We start from the raw sequence: 16,428 nt of genomic DNA, 5'->3' as shown, positions 1-16,428 counted from the left end.
ACAGGGACCCTATGTCCAGCGAATCCTCCTTCGGCCTCATGCAGATCGGCCTGGCCACCGCGGATGACATCCGCAACTGGTCCTACGGCGAGGTCAAGAAGCCGGAAACCATCAACTACCGCACCCTCAAGCCCGAGAAGGACGGCCTCTTCTGCGAGAAGATCTTCGGTCCTTCCCGTGACTGGGAATGCTACTGCGGCAAGTACAAGCGCGTGCGCTTCAAGGGCATCGTTTGTGAGCGTTGTGGCGTTGAAGTCACGCGCGCCAAGGTGCGTCGCGAGCGCATGGGCCACATCGAGCTGGCCGCACCGGTTACCCACATCTGGTACTTCAAGGGCGTTCCCTCCCGCCTGGGCTACCTCCTTGACCTGGCTCCGAAAGACCTCGAAAAGGTCATCTACTTCGCCGCCTACATGATCACCAGCGTGGACACCGAGAACCGCCACGCCGAACTGCCCAACCTCCAGGTCGAGCACGACCTCGAGAAGAAGCAGATGGTTGACAACCGCGACAGCGACATCGCCGCGATTGCCCGCGACCTCGAGGACGAGCTTGCCCGCCTCGAAGGTGAAGGCGCCAAGGCCGCTGACAAGAAGAAGGCCCGCGATTCCGCGGACCGCCAGATGGCAAACGTCCGCAAGCGCGCGGACGCCGACATCGAGCGCCTGGAGCAGGTCTGGGACCGCTTCAAGAACCTCAAGGTCGCAGACCTCGAAGGTGACGAAGGCCTTTACCGCGAGCTGCGTGACCGCTACGGCATGTACTTCGAAGGGTCAATGGGCGCCGAAGCTATCAAGAAGCGCCTGGAGAACTTCGACCTGCAGGCTGAGGCCGAGGCCCTGCGTGACGTGATCCAGAACGGCAAGGGCCAGCGCAAGACCCGTGCGCTGAAGCGCCTCAAGGTGGTCAACGCATTCCTCACCACCAACAACAGCCCGCTCGGCATGGTGCTCGACGCCGTCCCGGTGATCCCGCCGGAACTGCGCCCGATGGTCCAGCTGGACGGTGGCCGCTTCGCGACCTCCGACCTGAACGACCTGTACCGCCGCGTGATCAACCGCAACAACCGCCTGAAGCGACTGCTGGACCTTGGCGCGCCGGAAATCATCGTCAACAACGAGAAGCGCATGCTTCAGGAAGCTGTTGACAGCCTGTTCGACAATGGCCGCCGCGGCCGTCCGGTCACGGGCCCCGGCAACCGTCCGCTGAAGTCCCTGAGCGACATGCTCAAGGGTAAGCAGGGCCGTTTCCGCCAGAACCTGCTCGGTAAGCGCGTTGACTACTCCGGCCGTTCGGTCATCGTGGTTGGCCCGCAGCTGAAGCTGCACCAGTGCGGTCTGCCCAAGCAGATGGCGCTGGAGCTCTTCAAGCCGTTCGTGATGAAGCGCCTGGTTGACCTCAACCACGCCCAGAACATCAAGTCGGCCAAGCGTATGGTTGAGCGCTACCGTCCGCAGGTTTGGGACGTGCTGGAAGAGATCATCACCGAACACCCGGTGCTGCTCAACCGTGCACCTACCCTGCACCGCCTCGGTATCCAGGCGTTCGAGCCGCAGCTTGTTGAAGGTAAGGCCATCCAGCTTCACCCGCTGGTTTGTGGCGCCTTCAACGCCGACTTCGATGGCGACCAGATGGCTGTCCACCTGCCGCTGAGCCCGGAGGCCCAGGCCGAAGCCCGCATCCTGATGCTGTCTTCCAACAACATCCTGAAGCCGTCCGACGGACGTCCGGTGACCCTGCCTTCCCAGGACATGATCATCGGTCTGTACCACCTGACCACCAAGCGCGTCGGCTCCGCCGGCGAGGGACGGGTGTTCTCCTCCGTGGCTGAGGCCATCATGGCGTTCGATGCTCGGGAACTGCACCTGAACTCGCAGGTCAAGATCCGCCTGGACAACTTCGTGCCTTACGCGGGCTGGGAAGCACCGGAAGGCTGGGAGCCGGGTCAGCCGGCCCTCGTGGAGACCTCCCTCGGCCAGGTTATCTTCAACGAAACCCTGCCGGAGGACTACCCGTGGGTTGAGGCTGTTGCCGACAAGGGCCAGCTGTCCCGCATCGTCAACGACCTCGCGGAGCGCTACCCGAAGGTTGTCACCGCGGCAACGCTGGACAACCTGAAGGACGCGGGCTTCTACTGGGCAACCCGTTCCGGTGTCACCGTGGCTATCTCCGACATCGAGGTGCCTGACTCCAAGCCTGGCATCCTTGCCGGCTACGAGACCATGGCGTCCAAGATCCAGGGACAGTACGACAAGGGTCTGATCGACGACGACGAGCGTCGACAGGAACTGATCGAAATCTGGAACAAGGCAACCAACGAGATCGCACAGGCCATGCGCGACAGCCTGTCGCCGATGAACACCATCAACCGCATGGTGTCCTCCGGTGCACGTGGTAACTGGATGCAGGTTCGCCAGATCGCGGGTATCCGTGGCCTGGTGGCCAACCCGAAGGGTGAGATCATCCCGCGTCCGATCAAGTCCTCCTACCGTGAAGGCCTCTCGGTCCTGGAGTACTTCATCGCCACGCACGGTGCCCGTAAGGGTCTGGCTGACACGGCTCTGCGTACCGCCAACTCGGGTTACTTGACCCGTCGTCTGGTGGACGTCTCGCAGGACGTCATCGTCCGCGAGCAGGACTGTGGCACTGAGCGCGGCCTGAACGTCGCGATCGCCGTACCGGACTCCAATGGTGAGCTGATCCTGGACGAGAACGTCGAGAACAGCGCCTACGCACGCACCCTCGCGGTGGACGCCGTCGACTCTGAGGGCAACGTCCTGGCTCCGGCCGGCACCGACCTTGGTGACGTCGTCATCGAGAAGCTGCTGTCCGCAGGCATCACCAACGTCAAAGTTCGTTCGGTCCTCACCTGTGAGTCCAAGGTTGGCACGTGTGCGCTCTGCTACGGCCGTTCCCTGGCTACAGGCAAGACCGTGGACATCGGTGAGGCGGTCGGCATCATCGCCGCGCAGTCGATTGGTGAGCCGGGCACGCAGCTGACCATGCGTACCTTCCACACGGGTGGTGCTGTCTCCGCCAGCGGTGGCGACGACATCACCCAGGGTCTGCCTCGTATCCAGGAGCTCTTCGAGGCGCGTACCCCGAAGGGTGTTGCCCCGATTGCAGAGGCTGCGGGCCGCATCTCCATCGAGGAGAACGAACGCCAGATGCGCCTGGTGATCACTCCGGACGACGGTTCGGAAGAGATCGCCTACCCGGTGCTGCGCCGTTCGCGCCTCCTCATCGAGGACGGCGACCACGTCAGCGTCGGCCAGAAACTGATCAACGGTCCGGTGGACCCGAAGCAGGTTCTGCGCATCATGGGGCCGCGTGCCGCGCAGAAGTTCCTGGTGGACGAAGTCCAGGGCGTGTACCGCAGCCAGGGTATTGGCATCCACGACAAGCACGTGGAAGTCATCGTCCGCCAGATGCTGCGCCGCGTCACCGTGATCGAGTCCGGCGACTCCGAGCTGCTCCCGGGTGAACTGGCCGAGCGCAGCCGCTTCGAGGACGAGAACCGCCGCGTGGTGTCCGAGGGCAAGACGCCGGCATCCGGCCGTCCGGAGCTCATGGGTATCACCAAGGCGTCCCTCGCCACCGAGTCCTGGCTGTCCGCTGCTTCCTTCCAGGAGACCACCCGCGTCCTCACGCAGGCGGCCATGGAAGGCAAGAGCGACCCGCTGCTCGGCCTCAAGGAGAACGTCATCATCGGTAAGCTCATCCCGGCTGGTACGGGTCTGCCGCGGTACACCCAGGTCACCGTGGAGCCGACGGAGGAAGCCAAGGCAAGCCTGTTCACAGGCCCCAGCGCTTTCACCGACTTCTCCTACGACTCCCTGGGCGGCGACGGAACTCCCGAGTTCCACGCCATCCCGCTGGACGACTACGACCTCGGCAACGACTTCCGCTGAGATTGACCGCGAAGGGCCCCGCACTGGCAAGTGCGGGGCCCTTCCGCTTTCACTGGGACTGCGGCTCCGCAGCACGCCTCTTCAGCACGCCTCTTGAGCACCGTCCGGCGGCTTCGGTGGTGCCATGTATGACGGCGGCCGCCGCCGTTTAGGGGGCGGCTCCCCGCCGTGCTAGACTGGTCTGCGATTGTTATTTGTGGCAGTGGATGAGTGCGCCGATTCAGCCGAGAGGCAGGGTCCGAGCGACGTTTCCGGGTTGCAGGGTTCCTGTGCAACGGATGCCACATTTTTGCATGCCTAGGAGACGTTCCGACAGCGGGACGGCCATGAGCGTGCAATGCGACTATTGAAGGCTTCGCCTCGGCTGCTCTGGAGACAACTTCAAAGCTCGGGCGGCGAGGCATGGCAATAAGTGAGCGGTCGGAAACGCCTGCTCCAGATATAACGGAGAACACGAAAGTGCCTACGATTAACCAGCTGGTCCGCAAGGGCCGCACGCCGAAGGTCTCCAAGACCAAGGCACCCGCCCTCAAGAGCAACCCCATGCGCCGCGGTGTTTGCACGCGTGTATACACGACCACCCCGAAGAAGCCGAACTCGGCCCTCCGCAAGGTTGCCCGTGTCCGCCTCACCGGTGGCATCGAGGTCACCGCGTACATCCCGGGTGTTGGCCACAACCTGCAGGAGCACTCGATTGTGCTCGTCCGTGGCGGTCGTGTGAAGGACCTCCCGGGTGTCCGCTACAAGATCGTCCGTGGCGCCCTGGACACGCAGGGTGTCAAGAACCGCAAGCAGGCCCGCAGCCGTTACGGCGCAAAGATGGAGAAGAAGTAATATGCCTCGCAAGGGTCCGGCCCCCAAGCGGCCGCTCGTTTCCGATCCCGTCTACGGTTCCCCGTTGGTCACCCAGCTGATCAACAAGGTCCTGGTCGACGGCAAGAAGTCCACCGCTGAGCGCATCGTCTACGGTGCCCTCGAAGGTGCCCGTGCCAAGACCGGCGGCGACCCCGTTGCAGCCCTCAAGAAGGCCATGGACAATGTCAAGCCTTCCCTTGAGGTCCGCTCCCGCCGCGTTGGTGGCGCCACCTACCAGGTTCCGGTCGAGGTCAAGCCGGGCCGCTCCACGGCCTTGGCTCTGCGCTGGCTGGTGGGCTACTCCAAGGCCCGCCGTGAGAAGACCATGACCGAGCGTCTCCAGAACGAGATTCTGGACGCCTCCAACGGTCTCGGTGCCGCTGTGAAGCGCCGCGAAGACACCCACAAGATGGCCGAGTCCAACAAGGCCTTCGCCCACTACCGCTGGTAATACTTCCCGGTCGCCGCCGGCCCGCCGGGCCGGCGGCGAACGTGTAGTTCATCCGAAAGGGAGACCCCGTGGCACAGGACGTGCTTACAGACCTCAACAAGGTCCGCAACATCGGCATCATGGCACACATTGATGCCGGAAAGACCACTACCACCGAGCGCATCCTGTTCTACACAGGTGTGAACCACAAGATCGGCGAAACGCACGATGGTGCTTCGACGACGGACTGGATGGAGCAGGAAAAGGAACGCGGCATCACCATCACGTCCGCGGCCGTGACCTGTTTCTGGAACAAGAACCAGATCAACATCATCGACACCCCTGGCCACGTGGACTTCACCGTTGAGGTTGAGCGCTCCCTGCGCGTCCTCGACGGCGCTGTAGCCGTATTCGACGGCAAGGAAGGTGTGGAGCCGCAGTCCGAGACTGTGTGGCGCCAGGCTGACAAGTACAACGTCCCCCGCATCTGTTTCGTCAACAAGATGGACAAGCTCGGTGCCGACTTCTACTTCACCGTCGACACCATCATCAGCCGCCTCGGTGCCAAGCCGCTGGTCATGCAGCTGCCGATCGGTGCCGAGAACGACTTCGTTGGCGTTGTCGACCTGCTGAGCATGAAGGCCTTTGTCTGGCCTGGCGATGCCAAGGGTGACGTGACCATGGGTGCCTCCTACGAGGTCCAGGAGATCCCGGCCGACCTGCAGGCCAAGGCCGAGGAATACCGTGCCCAGCTGGTGGAGACGGTTGCCGAAGCTTCCGAGGAACTCATGGAGAAGTACCTCGAAGGCGAAGAGCTCACCATTGACGAGCTCAAGGCCGGCATCCGCAAGATGACCATCAACTCCGAGTTGTACCCGGTCTTCTGTGGTTCCGCGTTCAAGAACCGCGGTGTGCAGCCGATGCTGGACGCCGTCGTCGACTACCTGCCGAACCCGCTGGACGTCCCGGCCATGATCGGCCACGACCCCCGCGACGCAGAGACCGAGCTGACCCGTAAGCCGAGCGCTGAGGAGCCGTTCTCCGCCCTGGCCTTCAAGATCGCCGCCCACCCGTTCTTCGGCACGCTGACCTTCATCCGCGTGTACTCCGGCCACGTCGAGTCCGGTGCCCAGGTGGTCAACTCCACCAAGGGCAAGAAGGAGCGCATCGGCAAGCTGTTCCAGATGCACGCCAACAAGGAAATGCCGGTCGACGCAGCCACCGCTGGCCACATCTACGCAGCCATCGGTTTGAAGGACACCACCACGGGCGACACCCTGTGCGATCCCTCCAACCAGATCGTCCTGGAATCCATGAGCTTCCCGGAGCCCGTGATCTCCGTGGCGATCGAGCCGAAGACCAAGGGTGACCAGGAGAAGCTCTCCACCGCCATCCAGAAGCTCTCCGCTGAGGACCCCACCTTCCAGGTGTCCCTCAACGAGGAGACCGGCCAGACGGTTATCGCAGGTATGGGTGAACTCCACCTGGACATCCTGGTTGACCGCATGCGCCGTGAATTCAAGGTCGAGGCAAACGTCGGCAAGCCGCAGGTTGCGTACCGCGAAACCATCAAGCGCGCCGTGGAGAAGGTCGACTTCACCCACAAGAAGCAGACCGGTGGTTCCGGCCAGTTCGCAAAGGTCCAGGTCTCCTTCGAGCCGCTGGAAACTACGGACGGCACGTTCTACGAATTCGAAAACAAGGTCACCGGTGGCCGTATTCCTCGTGAATACATCCCCTCCGTTGACGCCGGTATCCAAGACGCCATGCAGTTCGGTATCCTGGCCGGCTACCCGATGGTCGGCGTCAAGGCAATCCTGCTCGATGGCGCCTACCACGATGTTGACTCTTCTGAAATGGCGTTCAAGATCGCCGGCTCCCAGGTGTTCAAGGAAGGTGCCCGCAAGGCCAACCCTGTTCTCCTCGAGCCGCTGATGGCCGTCGAGGTCCGTACCCCTGAGGAATACATGGGTGACGTGATCGGTGACCTGAACTCCCGTCGCGGCATGATCCAGTCCATGGAAGATGCAGCAGGCGTGAAGGTCGTTCGGGCCAACGTTCCGCTGTCCGAGATGTTCGGCTACATCGGCGACCTGCGTTCCAAGACGCAGGGCCGCGCTGTGTACTCGATGACTTTCGACAGCTACGCCGAGGTCCCGAAGGCTGTTGCCGACGAGATCATCCAGAAGACCCGCGGCGAGTAATCACCCGGTGCAACCTGGGTGCGCTTCCTCTAGGGGAAAAGCATCCGGTACGGGCGGCGGGGCGGCGGATGACGCCGCGGCCCCGTCCCCCGTACGAACAGGGTCTGGGAACTACCAGTGGTTCCTGAATCTGCAATTTCATCAAAACAAAGCCCCCAAGTAGACTTGCTGGAGTTTCTGCCGCGAAAAGCGTGGCCGAGAAGCAAGTCACTTGAAATCGTTCTAGGAGGAACCTGTGGCAAAGGCAAAGTTCGAGCGGACTAAGCCGCACGTCAACATCGGCACCATCGGTCACGTTGACCACGGTAAGACGACGCTGACTGCCGCCATTTCCAAGGTGCTGTACGACAAGTACCCGACTCTCAACGAGCAGCGCGACTTCGCGTCGATCGACTCTGCTCCGGAAGAGCGCCAGCGCGGTATTACCATCAACATCTCCCACGTTGAGTACCAGACCGAGAAGCGCCACTACGCCCACGTGGACGCTCCGGGTCACGCTGACTACATCAAGAACATGATCACCGGTGCTGCCCAGATGGACGGCGCTATCCTGGTGGTTGCCGCAACCGACGGTCCCATGGCCCAGACCCGCGAGCACGTTCTGCTCGCCCGCCAGGTTGGCGTTCCCTACCTGCTGGTCGCCCTGAACAAGGCTGACATGGTTGAGGACGAGGAACTGCTCGACCTCGTTGAGATGGAAGTTCGTGAGCTCCTGAGCTCCCAGGGCTTCGACGGTGACGACGCTCCGGTTATCCGCGTTTCCGGCCTCAAGGCACTCGAAGGCGACCCGGTTTGGGTCAAGTCCGTTGAGGACCTGATGGCTGCTGTTGACGAGTCTGTTCCGGACCCGGTTCGTGACCGTGACAAGCCGTTCCTGATGCCGATCGAAGACGTCTTCACCATCACCGGTCGTGGCACCGTGGTGACGGGCCGCGCCGAGCGTGGCACCCTCGCCATCAACTCCGAAGTTGAGATCGTTGGTATCCGCCCGATCCAGAAGACCACCGTCACCGGTATCGAGATGTTCCACAAGCAGCTCGACGAAGCTTGGGCTGGCGAGAACTGTGGTCTGCTGCTTCGTGGTCTGAAGCGCGACGACGTCGAGCGTGGCCAGGTTGTTGTCAAGCCGGGCTCCATCACCCCGCACACCGACTTCGAGGCTAACGTCTACATCCTTTCCAAGGACGAAGGCGGCCGCCACAACCCGTTCTACTCGAACTACCGCCCGCAGTTCTACTTCCGTACCACGGACGTGACCGGCGTTATCACCCTCCCCGAGGGCACCGAAATGGTCATGCCGGGCGACAACACTGAGATGACCGTTGAGCTCATCCAGCCGATCGCTATGGAAGAGGGCCTCGGCTTCGCTATCCGTGAGGGTGGCCGCACCGTTGGTTCGGGTCGTGTCACCAAGATCCTCAAGTAGTCATTGCTTGTAGATCGGTGATCGGAGGGCTGCCCCGCAGCCAGCCGTGACCTTAGAAAACCCCGTCGCTTCGTGCGGCGGGGTTTTCTTTTGTAGCGTTGCTGATGAGAGAAAGGAGCAGCCATGGAATGGCTCATTTTCCTGGTCATTGTGGTGGCCGTAGGCGCCGGCGTGCTTTGGGGGCGTAAGTACTTCAAGCACGAAATCGAGCGCGCCAAGAAGATTAGGCGGGCCAACCGCAATCAATGAGCGGGACCGTCAGGCCAGGCGGGCCTTGCTCAGCGAACGGTACCAGTAGTAGGAATCCTTGGGCGTCCGCTTGAGTGTGTCGAAATCCACGTGCACCAGCCCGAAACGCTGGGAGTAACCGGCGGCCCACTCAAAGTTGTCCAGCAGCGTCCAGACGTAATAACCCAGAAGTTCGACGTCGTGTGCCAGCCCGCCCGGGCCGGTGGCCTTGAGCGCGTGCCCCAGATGCTCTGCCAGATAACGGATCCGCCGGACGTCGCGCACGGGCCCGGAGACATGCCCGGGTTCGGGAAAGCTTGCACCACTTTCCGTGATGTACACGGGCGGGAGCGCCTTGCCGTAGCGGTCCTTGATTTCACGCAAGAGGATGCCGAGGTGTTCGGGCGCAACGGGCCAGCCGAAGCCCGTTGTCTCGTACTCGGGAAAGTCCTTGAGATGGAAGGGCAAGCGAGCCTGCGCTGCTGCGTTGCCCTCTGGCGTCCCGCCCGGTCCAACGCCGGCAGCTACCCGGACCGGGTAATAGTAGTTGACGCCATAGAAATCCAGGGGCTGGTTGATCGTCCTGAGATCGGCAGCCGGCACCCTGCGCAATGCCCTGAACCAGGGGCGGACCTGTATGGGCGGATTGGGGTATCTGCCAAGCAGGATGGGATCGGCGTAGATCCTGTTGATGAGCACATCGAAGGCCCTAGCCATGATCCGGTCGAGGAGCGTGTTGCTCGCAGGGCGAACGGGGGAGTGCATATTGGACACTCCAACCTTCCCTACGACGCCGGCAGCCCGGAGTGCCTGTACGGCCAGTCCGTGGCCAAGCAGCTGGTGGTGGGCGGCAGGCAGTGCGCCGAACAAGAGTTTCCGGCCAGGGGCATGGACGCCAAGGCCGTATCCCTGGAGGGCAACCGACACCGGTTCGTTAAGGGTCACCCACTGTGCCACGCGGTCACCGAAGCGAGCCGCCACTGCGGCCACGTACGAGGCGAAACGTTCCGCCGTCGAACGTGCCAGCCAGCCGCCGTCGCGCTCCAACGGCAGGGGAGTGTCCCAATGGAACAGCGTCACCATGGGTGATATGCCAGCAGCCAGCAGTTTGTCGATGAGGCGGTCGTAGAAGTCCAGGCCGCGCTGGTTGATGCTACCCCGGCCATCTGGCTGGATACGCGGCCAAGACAGGGAGAAGCGGTAGGAGTCCACGCCGAGTTCGCGCAGGAGGGCGACGTCCTCATCTGAACGGTTATAGTGGTCGCACGCTATTGCGGGGGAGTCACCACCCACAATGCTGCCTGGCTGCTCGGCGAAGGCGTCCCAGGTGGACGGACCTTTGCCGTCGGCTGCCACAGCCCCTTCGATTTGGAAGGCCGCCGCGGCCACACCAAGCACGAAGCCGGGCCTGAGGCGTTGCGCCAGGTCCTCCACCGCAGGCGTGTCCCGGGCAGTCATGCCCCTATCTTCATGTCGCCGTCTGGCAATTCGCAATGCCAGCCCCGGTGGCCTCACCGTGCCGTCCCGCTCCGATTGGCTTCTTGGCTCGATCTCCGGCATACTAGATGAGTTGTTCAAGCGCTTCTTCGCGTCCCGATCCGGATAATGCCGGGTGTCAGGGTCCAAGCTGAAGCCCAAACATAACCCAGTCCCTCAAAGGAATAAGGGCGCGCGTGTGTCATTTTGACCGCGACACGCCCGACCGCGGGGGTCGGCGGGCCGGCAGGTTGAGGAACCCGGAATTGTCCGGATTCAGCTTGTGCGGCTGGTGGTAGTACTACTTCAAATGCTTCGGCAGCCACATGCAATAGGCAAGTAAACAGTGCAGCACTTATCGAAAGAGAGTCAGGCGACATGGCGGGACAAAAAATCCGCATCCGGCTGAAGTCATATGACCACGAGGTCATTGATGTTTCAGCCCGGAAGATCGTTGAGACGGTCACGCGCGCAGGCGCAACGGTAGTCGGCCCGGTGCCGCTGCCGACGGAGAAGAACGTGTACTGCGTTATCCGCTCTCCCCACAAGTACAAGGACAGCCGTGAGCACTTTGAAATGCGTACTCACAAGCGTCTGATCGACATCATCGACCCCACGCCGAAGGCCGTCGACTCGCTCATGCGTCTCGACCTGCCCGCCGACGTGAACATCGAAATCAAGCTTTAGGGAGGTGCTGAGAGACTATGACCGCAACCCGCAACGTTAAGGGCCTGCTGGGCACGAAGCTCGGCATGACCCAGGTTTGGGACGAGAACAACAAGCTCATCCCCGTGACCGTCGTCCAGGCTGACTCCAACGTCATCACCCAGCTGCGCAACGCTGACAACGACGGCTACGCCGCCATCCAGATCGGCTTTGGCCAGATCGACCCCCGCAAGGTGACCAAGCCGCTGGCTGGCCACTTTGAGAAGGCCGGCGTTACCCCGCGCCGCCACGTCGTCGAACTGCGCACCGCTGACGCCGCGTCCTACGAGCTGGGCCAGGAGCTTTCTGTTGAGCTCTTCGAGGCCGGCCAGAAGATCGACGTCGTCGGTACCACCAAGGGTAAAGGCTTCGCCGGTGTTATGAAGCGTCACGGCTTCGCCGGTGTCGGTGCCTCCCACGGTGCGCACAAGAACCACCGCAAGCCCGGTTCCATCGGTGGCGCATCCACCCCGAGCCGCGTCTTCAAGGGCCTGAAAATGGCCGGCCGCATGGGCGCTGTGCGTCACACCACGCTGAACCTCACCGTTCACGCAATTGACGCGGAGAAGTCGCTGCTCCTGATCAAGGGTGCCGTCCCCGGTGCCCGCGGCTCGGTCGTGCTCGTCCGTTCCGCTGTGAAGGGAGCCTAATCCAATGGCAAACACTGTGAAGGTTGACCTGCCCGCAGAGATCTTCGACGTCCAGACCAACGTGCCGCTGCTGCACCAGGTCGTCGTCGCACAGCTCGCTGCTGCGCGCCAGGGTACCCACAAGACCAAGACCCGCGCTGAGGTTTCCGGTGCTGGCCGCAAGCCGTTCAAGCAGAAGGGCACCGGCCGCGCCCGCCAGGGTTCCATCCGTGCACCGCACATGACCGGTGGTGGCATCGTCCACGGCCCGACGCCGCGCGACTACAGCCAGCGCACCCCCAAGAAGATGAAGGCTGCTGCTCTCCGCGGCGCCCTGTCCGACCGCGCCCGCAACGGCCGCATCCACGTCATTGACGAACTGGTCGCCGGCACCAAGCCGTCCACCAAGGAAGCTCTGGCCGCTCTGCGCACCGTTTCCGAGCGCAAGAACCTGCTCGTTGTGATCGAGCGCGCCAACGACGTTGCCGCACTGTCCGTGCGCAACCTCGAGGAAGTTCACGTTCTCTACGTAGACCAGCTGAACACCTACGACGTGCTCATCTCCGACGACGTGGTCTTTACCAAGGCAGCCTATGAGGCGTTCGTCGCCAACAAGGCAAAGAACGAGGAGGATGCCAAGTGAGCGCAGCCACCATCAAAGACCCGCGCGACGTAGTGCTTGCACCCGTCGTCTCGGAAAAGAGCTACGGCCTGATCGACGAGGGCAAGTACACCTTCCTGGTGGACCCCCGCTCGAACAAGACCGAGATCAAGCTGGCCGTGGAGAAGATCTTCTCCGTCAAGGTCGCTTCGATCAACACCATCAACCGTGCCGGTAAGCGTAAGCGCACCAAGTTCGGATGGGGACAGCGCAAGAGCACCAAGCGTGCGATTGTCACCCTGAAGGAAGGCACAATCGACATCTTCGGCGGTCCGCTCGCGTAGCGGAGACCACTTTAACGAGGAATAAATAATGGGAATCCGTAATTACAAGCCGACTACGCCGGGCCGTCGCGGCTCCAGCGTGGCCGACTTCTCCGAAATCACGCGATCGACCCCGGAAAAGTCGCTGCTTCGCCCGCTGACCAAGACTGGCGGCCGCAACAACACCGGTAAGATCACCACCCGCCACAAGGGTGGTGGCCACAAGCGCCAGTACCGTCTGATCGACTTCCGTCGCCACGACAAGGACGGCGTCAACGCCCGCGTTGCTGAAATCGAGTACGATCCGAACCGTACGGCTCGCATCGCCCTCCTGCACTACGTTGATGGCACCAAGCGTTACATCATTGCCCCTAACAAGCTGAACCAGGGTGACTTCGTCGAGGCTGGCCCCGACGCTGACATCAAGCCGGGCAACAACCTGCCGCTGCGCAACATCCCGGTTGGTACCGTGATCCACGCTGTTGAACTGCGCCCGGGTGGCGGTGCCAAGATGGCCCGTTCCGCTGGTGCTTCCGTTCAGCTCGTCGCCAAGGAAGGCCGCATGGCCCAGCTTCGCCTGCCTTCCGGTGAAGTTCGCAACGTTGACGTGCGCTGCCGTGCAACCGTCGGCGAGGTCGGCAACGCCGAGCAGTCGAACATCAACTGGGGCAAGGCCGGCCGTATGCGTTGGAAGGGTGTTCGCCCGACCGTTCGCGGTGTCGCCATGAACCCGGTTGACCACCCGCACGGTGGTGGTGAGGGTAAGACCTCCGGTGGTCGTCACCCGGTCAACCCCAACGGCAAGCCCGAGGGCCGCACCCGTCGTCCCAACAAAGAGAGCGACAAGCTTATTGTTCGTCGCCGTCGTACTGGCAAGAACAAGCGATAGGAGCCTGGAAACATGCCACGCAGCCTGAAAAAAGGTCCTTTCGTTGACCAGCACCTCTTTGTGAAGGTCGCCAGGGAAAACGAAAAGGGCACCAAGAACGTCATCAAGACCTGGTCCCGCCGTTCGATGATCATCCCGGACATGCTGGGTCACACGATCGCCGTTCACGACGGACGCAAGCACATCCCGGTGTTTGTCACCGAGTCGATGGTCGGGCACAAGCTCGGCGAATTCGCTCCCACGCGGACTTTCCGCGGCCATGTCAAGGACGACCGTAAGGGCAAGCGCCGCTAGGCGCTCGTTCTACGGAAATAGACGAGAGAAGGAAAGCAATGGAAGCCAAGGCAATTGCGCGCCACATCCGCGTAACGCCTATGAAGGCCCGGCGCGTCGTCAACCTTGTTCGTGGGAAGCAAGCGAATGAGGCTCTGGCAATTCTGAAGTTTGCCCAGCAGGCAGCTTCCGAGCCGGTATTCAAGGTAGTTCAGTCGGCAGTGGCCAACGCCCGCGTTCTCGCAGACCGCGACGGCGTTGCCTTTGACGAAGGAGACCTCATCATCAGCGAAGCATTCGTTGATGAAGGCCCGACCATGAAGCGGTTCCAGCCGCGTGCCCAGGGCCGCGCATACCGCATCAAGAAGCGGACCAGCCACATCACCGTGGTAGTCGCTACCCCGGAGAAAGAGGAGGCTCGCTAAGTGGGACAGAAAGTAAACCCGCACGGGTTCCGTCTCGGCATCACAACCGACCACGTTTCGCACTGGTTCGCTGACAGCAACAAGGCCGGACAGCGCTACAAGGACTTCGTTCGCGAGGACGTCAAGATCCGTCAGCTCATGTCCACCGGTATGGAGCGCGCAGGCATCGCCCGCGTCGAGATCGAGCGCACCCGTGACCGTGTCCGCGTGGACATCCACACGGCACGTCCAGGCATCGTAATCGGCCGCCGCGGCGCCGAAGCCGACCGCATCCGCGGCGAGCTCGAGAAGCTCACCGGCAAGCAGGTCCAGCTGAACATCCTCGAGGTCAAGAACCCGGAGATCGAAGCCCAACTGGTTGCCCAAGGCATCGCTGAGCAGCTGACTTCCCGTGTGGCCTTCCGCCGCGCCATGAAGAAGGCCATGCAGTCCGCACAGCGCGCCGGTGCCAAGGGTATCCGTGTTGCTTGCTCCGGCCGCCTGGGTGGCGCCGAAATGTCCCGCTCCGAGTTCTACCGTGAAGGCCGTGTGCCGCTGCACACCCTGCGCGCGAACATCGACTACGGGTTCTACGAGGCCAAGACCACCTTCGGCCGCATCGGCGTGAAGGTTTGGATCTACAAGGGCGACGTCACCGCCAAGGAACTGGCTCAGCAGGCTGCTGCTGCTCCGTCCCGCGGCCGTGGCGGGGACCGCCCCGGCCGTCCCGGTGGCGAGCGCCGCCGTCGTACTGACCGTCCGGCCGCTGAGGCAGCTCCTGCTGCCGCTGAAGCGCCGGCCGCTGAAGCTGCTGCTCCCGCAGCAGAAGGAGGAGAGGCTTAAATGCTTATCCCACGCCGAGTCAAGCACCGTAAGCAGCACCACCCGGGTCGTTCCGGCGCTGCTACGGGCGGCACCAAGGTCACGTTCGGTGAGTACGGTATCCAGGCCCTGAGCCCGGCATACGTCACTAACCGTCAGATCGAATCCGCCCGTATTGCCATGACCCGCCACATCAAGCGTGGCGGTAAGGTCTGGATCAACATCTACCCGGACCGTCCCCTGACCAAGAAGCCTGCCGAAACCCGTATGGGTTCCGGTAAGGGTTCGCCGGAATGGTGGGTCGCAAACGTCAAGCCGGGCCGGGTTCTGTTCGAACTCTCCGGTGTCAATGAAGAGGTAGCTCGCGAGGCCCTGCGCCTTGCAATCCACAAGCTGCCGTTGAAGGCACGCATTGTGCGTCGCGAAGGTGGTGAATAGAAATGGCAGTAGGGTCGAAGGATCTCGCACCCGCACAGCTGGACGGTTTCGACAACGAGCGTCTCGTTGAGGAACTCCGCAAGTCCAAGGAAGAGCTGTTCAACCTGCGTTTCCAGTCCGCCACCGGTCAGCTGGAGAACCACGGTCGTCTGCGTGCGGTCAAGCGTGACATCGCTCGCATCTACACCGTGCTCCGTGAGCGCGAGCTGGGCATTCGTGCCGAGGTTGCCGCACCGGTTGTGGAAGCCAAGGAAGACAAGAAGTCCAAGAAGGCAGAGGCCAAGGCTGAAACGGCCGAGGCTGAGGCTGGAGAGGACGCCAAGTGAGCGAGCAGGAGAACAAGGTGGCTGAGAACACCGAGACCGCTGGCGCCGTCAAGCAGCGCGGTTACCGCAAGACGCGCCGTGGTTACGTCGTGTCGGACAAGATGGAGAAGACCATCGTTGTCCAGGTCGAGGACCGTGTTAAGCACTCGCTGTACGGCAAGGTCATTCGCCGCACCTCGAAGATCAAGGCTCACGACGAGCAGAACACCGCCGGCATCGGCGACCTGGTTCTGATCTCTGAGACCCGCCCGCTGTCCGCTACCAAGCGGTGGCGCCTGGTTGAGATCCTCGAAAAGGCCAAGTAAACAGGATTGCTGTTCGGAAGCCCCTGTTCCCTCCGGAACGGGGGCTTCCGTTTTGTGGCGGACATTGTGCTGTCATGCAAAGCAGGTTTTGGGCAGCGCCCGACGACGGCGGTCCGGTTTTCCGAGGGTTGTGTCACCGAAGGCGGGCCCAAAGTTTGCCCCTGGTGACGCCGTCGGCGTTTT

The 16,428-nt window shown here is 62.4% G+C and carries 18 protein-coding genes; 17 read left to right on the top strand and 1 reads right to left on the bottom strand.

What is annotated here, in order from left to right:
* The first annotated feature begins 11 nt into the window (after window positions 1-11).
* From LD110_RS08495 to LD110_RS23595, 6 genes are all read left to right on the top strand, one after another.
* The gene (locus LD110_RS08495) at window positions 12-3,911 is read left to right on the top strand and encodes a DNA-directed RNA polymerase subunit beta' (protein WP_225498201.1); all 3,900 of its coding nucleotides are present in this window, start codon (window positions 12-14) and stop codon (window positions 3,909-3,911) included.
* Between the two features lie 459 nt (window positions 3,912-4,370).
* Entirely contained in the window at window positions 4,371-4,745 is a 375-nt protein-coding gene (gene rpsL, locus LD110_RS08490) for a 30S ribosomal protein S12 (RefSeq protein ID WP_225498197.1), read from the top strand.
* 1 nt (window position 4,746) lies between these two features.
* Window positions 4,747-5,217, top strand: coding sequence for a 30S ribosomal protein S7 (gene rpsG, locus LD110_RS08485; protein ID WP_214863269.1), 471 nt, complete (start codon window positions 4,747-4,749; stop codon window positions 5,215-5,217).
* Window positions 5,218-5,285: 68 nt separating this feature from the next.
* Entirely contained in the window at window positions 5,286-7,400 is a 2,115-nt protein-coding gene (fusA, locus tag LD110_RS08480) for an elongation factor G (RefSeq protein WP_225498196.1), read from the top strand.
* Window positions 7,401-7,635: 235 nt separating this feature from the next.
* Window positions 7,636-8,826, top strand: a complete 1,191-nt coding sequence (gene tuf / locus LD110_RS08475) for an elongation factor Tu (protein WP_225498190.1) — start codon at window positions 7,636-7,638, stop codon at window positions 8,824-8,826.
* A gap of 123 nt (window positions 8,827-8,949) precedes the next feature.
* Window positions 8,950-9,075, top strand: a complete 126-nt coding sequence (locus LD110_RS23595) for a hypothetical protein (protein WP_263855064.1) — start codon at window positions 8,950-8,952, stop codon at window positions 9,073-9,075.
* Window positions 9,076-9,084: 9 nt separating this feature from the next.
* On the opposite strand, the gene LD110_RS08470 is transcribed toward LD110_RS23595, so the two are convergent.
* Window positions 9,085-10,512 carry a GH1 family beta-glucosidase gene (locus LD110_RS08470; protein ID WP_225498189.1) on the bottom strand — a complete coding sequence of 476 codons (1,428 nt, stop codon included), beginning with the start codon at window positions 10,510-10,512 and terminating at the stop codon, window positions 9,085-9,087.
* A 396-nt stretch (window positions 10,513-10,908) separates the two neighbouring features.
* Here LD110_RS08470 and rpsJ point away from each other — a divergent pair, with 396 nt between their 5' ends.
* Genes rpsJ through rpsQ form a run of 11 tightly spaced genes read left to right on the top strand, consistent with a single transcriptional unit; the run spans window position 10,909 to window position 16,245 of the window.
* Window positions 10,909-11,217: a 30S ribosomal protein S10 gene (rpsJ, locus tag LD110_RS08465; RefSeq protein WP_003803825.1), complete on the top strand. Its 309-nt coding sequence runs from the start codon at window positions 10,909-10,911 to the stop codon at window positions 11,215-11,217.
* Between the two features lie 17 nt (window positions 11,218-11,234).
* Window positions 11,235-11,885, top strand: coding sequence for a 50S ribosomal protein L3 (gene rplC, locus LD110_RS08460; protein ID WP_225498188.1), 651 nt, complete (start codon window positions 11,235-11,237; stop codon window positions 11,883-11,885).
* A gap of 4 nt (window positions 11,886-11,889) precedes the next feature.
* Window positions 11,890-12,507, top strand: coding sequence for a 50S ribosomal protein L4 (gene rplD, locus LD110_RS08455; RefSeq protein ID WP_225498181.1), 618 nt, complete (start codon window positions 11,890-11,892; stop codon window positions 12,505-12,507).
* Window positions 12,504-12,809: a 50S ribosomal protein L23 gene (gene rplW / locus LD110_RS08450; RefSeq protein ID WP_225498179.1), complete on the top strand. Its 306-nt coding sequence runs from the start codon at window positions 12,504-12,506 to the stop codon at window positions 12,807-12,809. Before rplD ends, rplW begins: the two co-directional genes overlap by 4 nt.
* 28 nt (window positions 12,810-12,837) lie before the next feature.
* The gene (gene rplB, locus LD110_RS08445) at window positions 12,838-13,677 is read left to right on the top strand and encodes a 50S ribosomal protein L2 (RefSeq protein WP_225498178.1); all 840 of its coding nucleotides are present in this window, start codon (window positions 12,838-12,840) and stop codon (window positions 13,675-13,677) included.
* Window positions 13,678-13,689: 12 nt separating this feature from the next.
* Window positions 13,690-13,971, top strand: coding sequence for a 30S ribosomal protein S19 (gene rpsS / locus LD110_RS08440; RefSeq protein WP_003803803.1), 282 nt, complete (start codon window positions 13,690-13,692; stop codon window positions 13,969-13,971).
* A 38-nt stretch (window positions 13,972-14,009) separates the two neighbouring features.
* Complete coding sequence (gene rplV / locus LD110_RS08435; protein WP_225498176.1) at window positions 14,010-14,375, top strand: 50S ribosomal protein L22; 366 nt, start codon at window positions 14,010-14,012, stop codon at window positions 14,373-14,375.
* On the top strand, window positions 14,376-15,197 hold the full coding sequence (rpsC, locus tag LD110_RS08430) for a 30S ribosomal protein S3 (protein ID WP_225498168.1): 822 nt from the start codon (window positions 14,376-14,378) through the stop codon (window positions 15,195-15,197).
* On the top strand, window positions 15,198-15,614 hold the full coding sequence (gene rplP, locus LD110_RS08425) for a 50S ribosomal protein L16 (protein ID WP_021472412.1): 417 nt from the start codon (window positions 15,198-15,200) through the stop codon (window positions 15,612-15,614). It abuts the gene before it with no gap.
* A 2-nt stretch (window positions 15,615-15,616) separates the two neighbouring features.
* Window positions 15,617-15,940 (top strand): 50S ribosomal protein L29, encoded by a 324-nt coding sequence (gene rpmC / locus LD110_RS08420; RefSeq protein WP_308012420.1) that lies wholly within the window; start codon window positions 15,617-15,619, stop codon window positions 15,938-15,940.
* Window positions 15,937-16,245, top strand: a complete 309-nt coding sequence (gene rpsQ / locus LD110_RS08415; RefSeq protein ID WP_225498166.1) for a 30S ribosomal protein S17 — start codon at window positions 15,937-15,939, stop codon at window positions 16,243-16,245. Before rpmC ends, rpsQ begins: the two co-directional genes overlap by 4 nt.
* Window positions 16,246-16,428: the final 183 nt, after the last annotated feature.

The organism is Arthrobacter sp. M4, assembly GCF_020251205.1.
Classification (GTDB): Bacteria; Actinomycetota; Actinomycetes; order Actinomycetales; family Micrococcaceae; genus Arthrobacter.
The sequence above is the reverse complement of the archived record's forward strand: the minus strand, read 5'-3'. Positions and strand labels throughout refer to the sequence as shown.

What these genes read in the sequence shown, in the direction of transcription:
- rplP (WP_021472412.1), top strand. Translation starts at nt 15,198, where the DNA reads ATGCTTATCCCACGCCGAGTCAAGCACCGTAAGCAGCACCACCCGGGT.
- rpsS (WP_003803803.1), top strand. Translation starts at nt 13,690, where the DNA reads ATGCCACGCAGCCTGAAAAAAGGTCCTTTCGTTGACCAGCACCTCTTT.
- LD110_RS08470 (WP_225498189.1), bottom strand. Translation starts at nt 10,512, where the DNA reads ATGACTGCCCGGGACACGCCTGCGGTGGAGGACCTGGCGCAACGCCTC.
- rplV (WP_225498176.1), top strand. Translation starts at nt 14,010, where the DNA reads ATGGAAGCCAAGGCAATTGCGCGCCACATCCGCGTAACGCCTATGAAG.
- rpmC (WP_308012420.1), top strand. Translation starts at nt 15,617, where the DNA reads ATGGCAGTAGGGTCGAAGGATCTCGCACCCGCACAGCTGGACGGTTTC.
- rplD (WP_225498181.1), top strand. Translation starts at nt 11,890, where the DNA reads ATGGCAAACACTGTGAAGGTTGACCTGCCCGCAGAGATCTTCGACGTC.
- rpsG (WP_214863269.1), top strand. Translation starts at nt 4,747, where the DNA reads ATGCCTCGCAAGGGTCCGGCCCCCAAGCGGCCGCTCGTTTCCGATCCC.
- LD110_RS23595 (WP_263855064.1), top strand. Translation starts at nt 8,950, where the DNA reads ATGGAATGGCTCATTTTCCTGGTCATTGTGGTGGCCGTAGGCGCCGGC.
- rplC (WP_225498188.1), top strand. Translation starts at nt 11,235, where the DNA reads ATGACCGCAACCCGCAACGTTAAGGGCCTGCTGGGCACGAAGCTCGGC.
- LD110_RS08495 (WP_225498201.1), top strand. Translation starts at nt 12, where the DNA reads ATGTCCAGCGAATCCTCCTTCGGCCTCATGCAGATCGGCCTGGCCACC.
- rpsJ (WP_003803825.1), top strand. Translation starts at nt 10,909, where the DNA reads ATGGCGGGACAAAAAATCCGCATCCGGCTGAAGTCATATGACCACGAG.
- rplB (WP_225498178.1), top strand. Translation starts at nt 12,838, where the DNA reads ATGGGAATCCGTAATTACAAGCCGACTACGCCGGGCCGTCGCGGCTCC.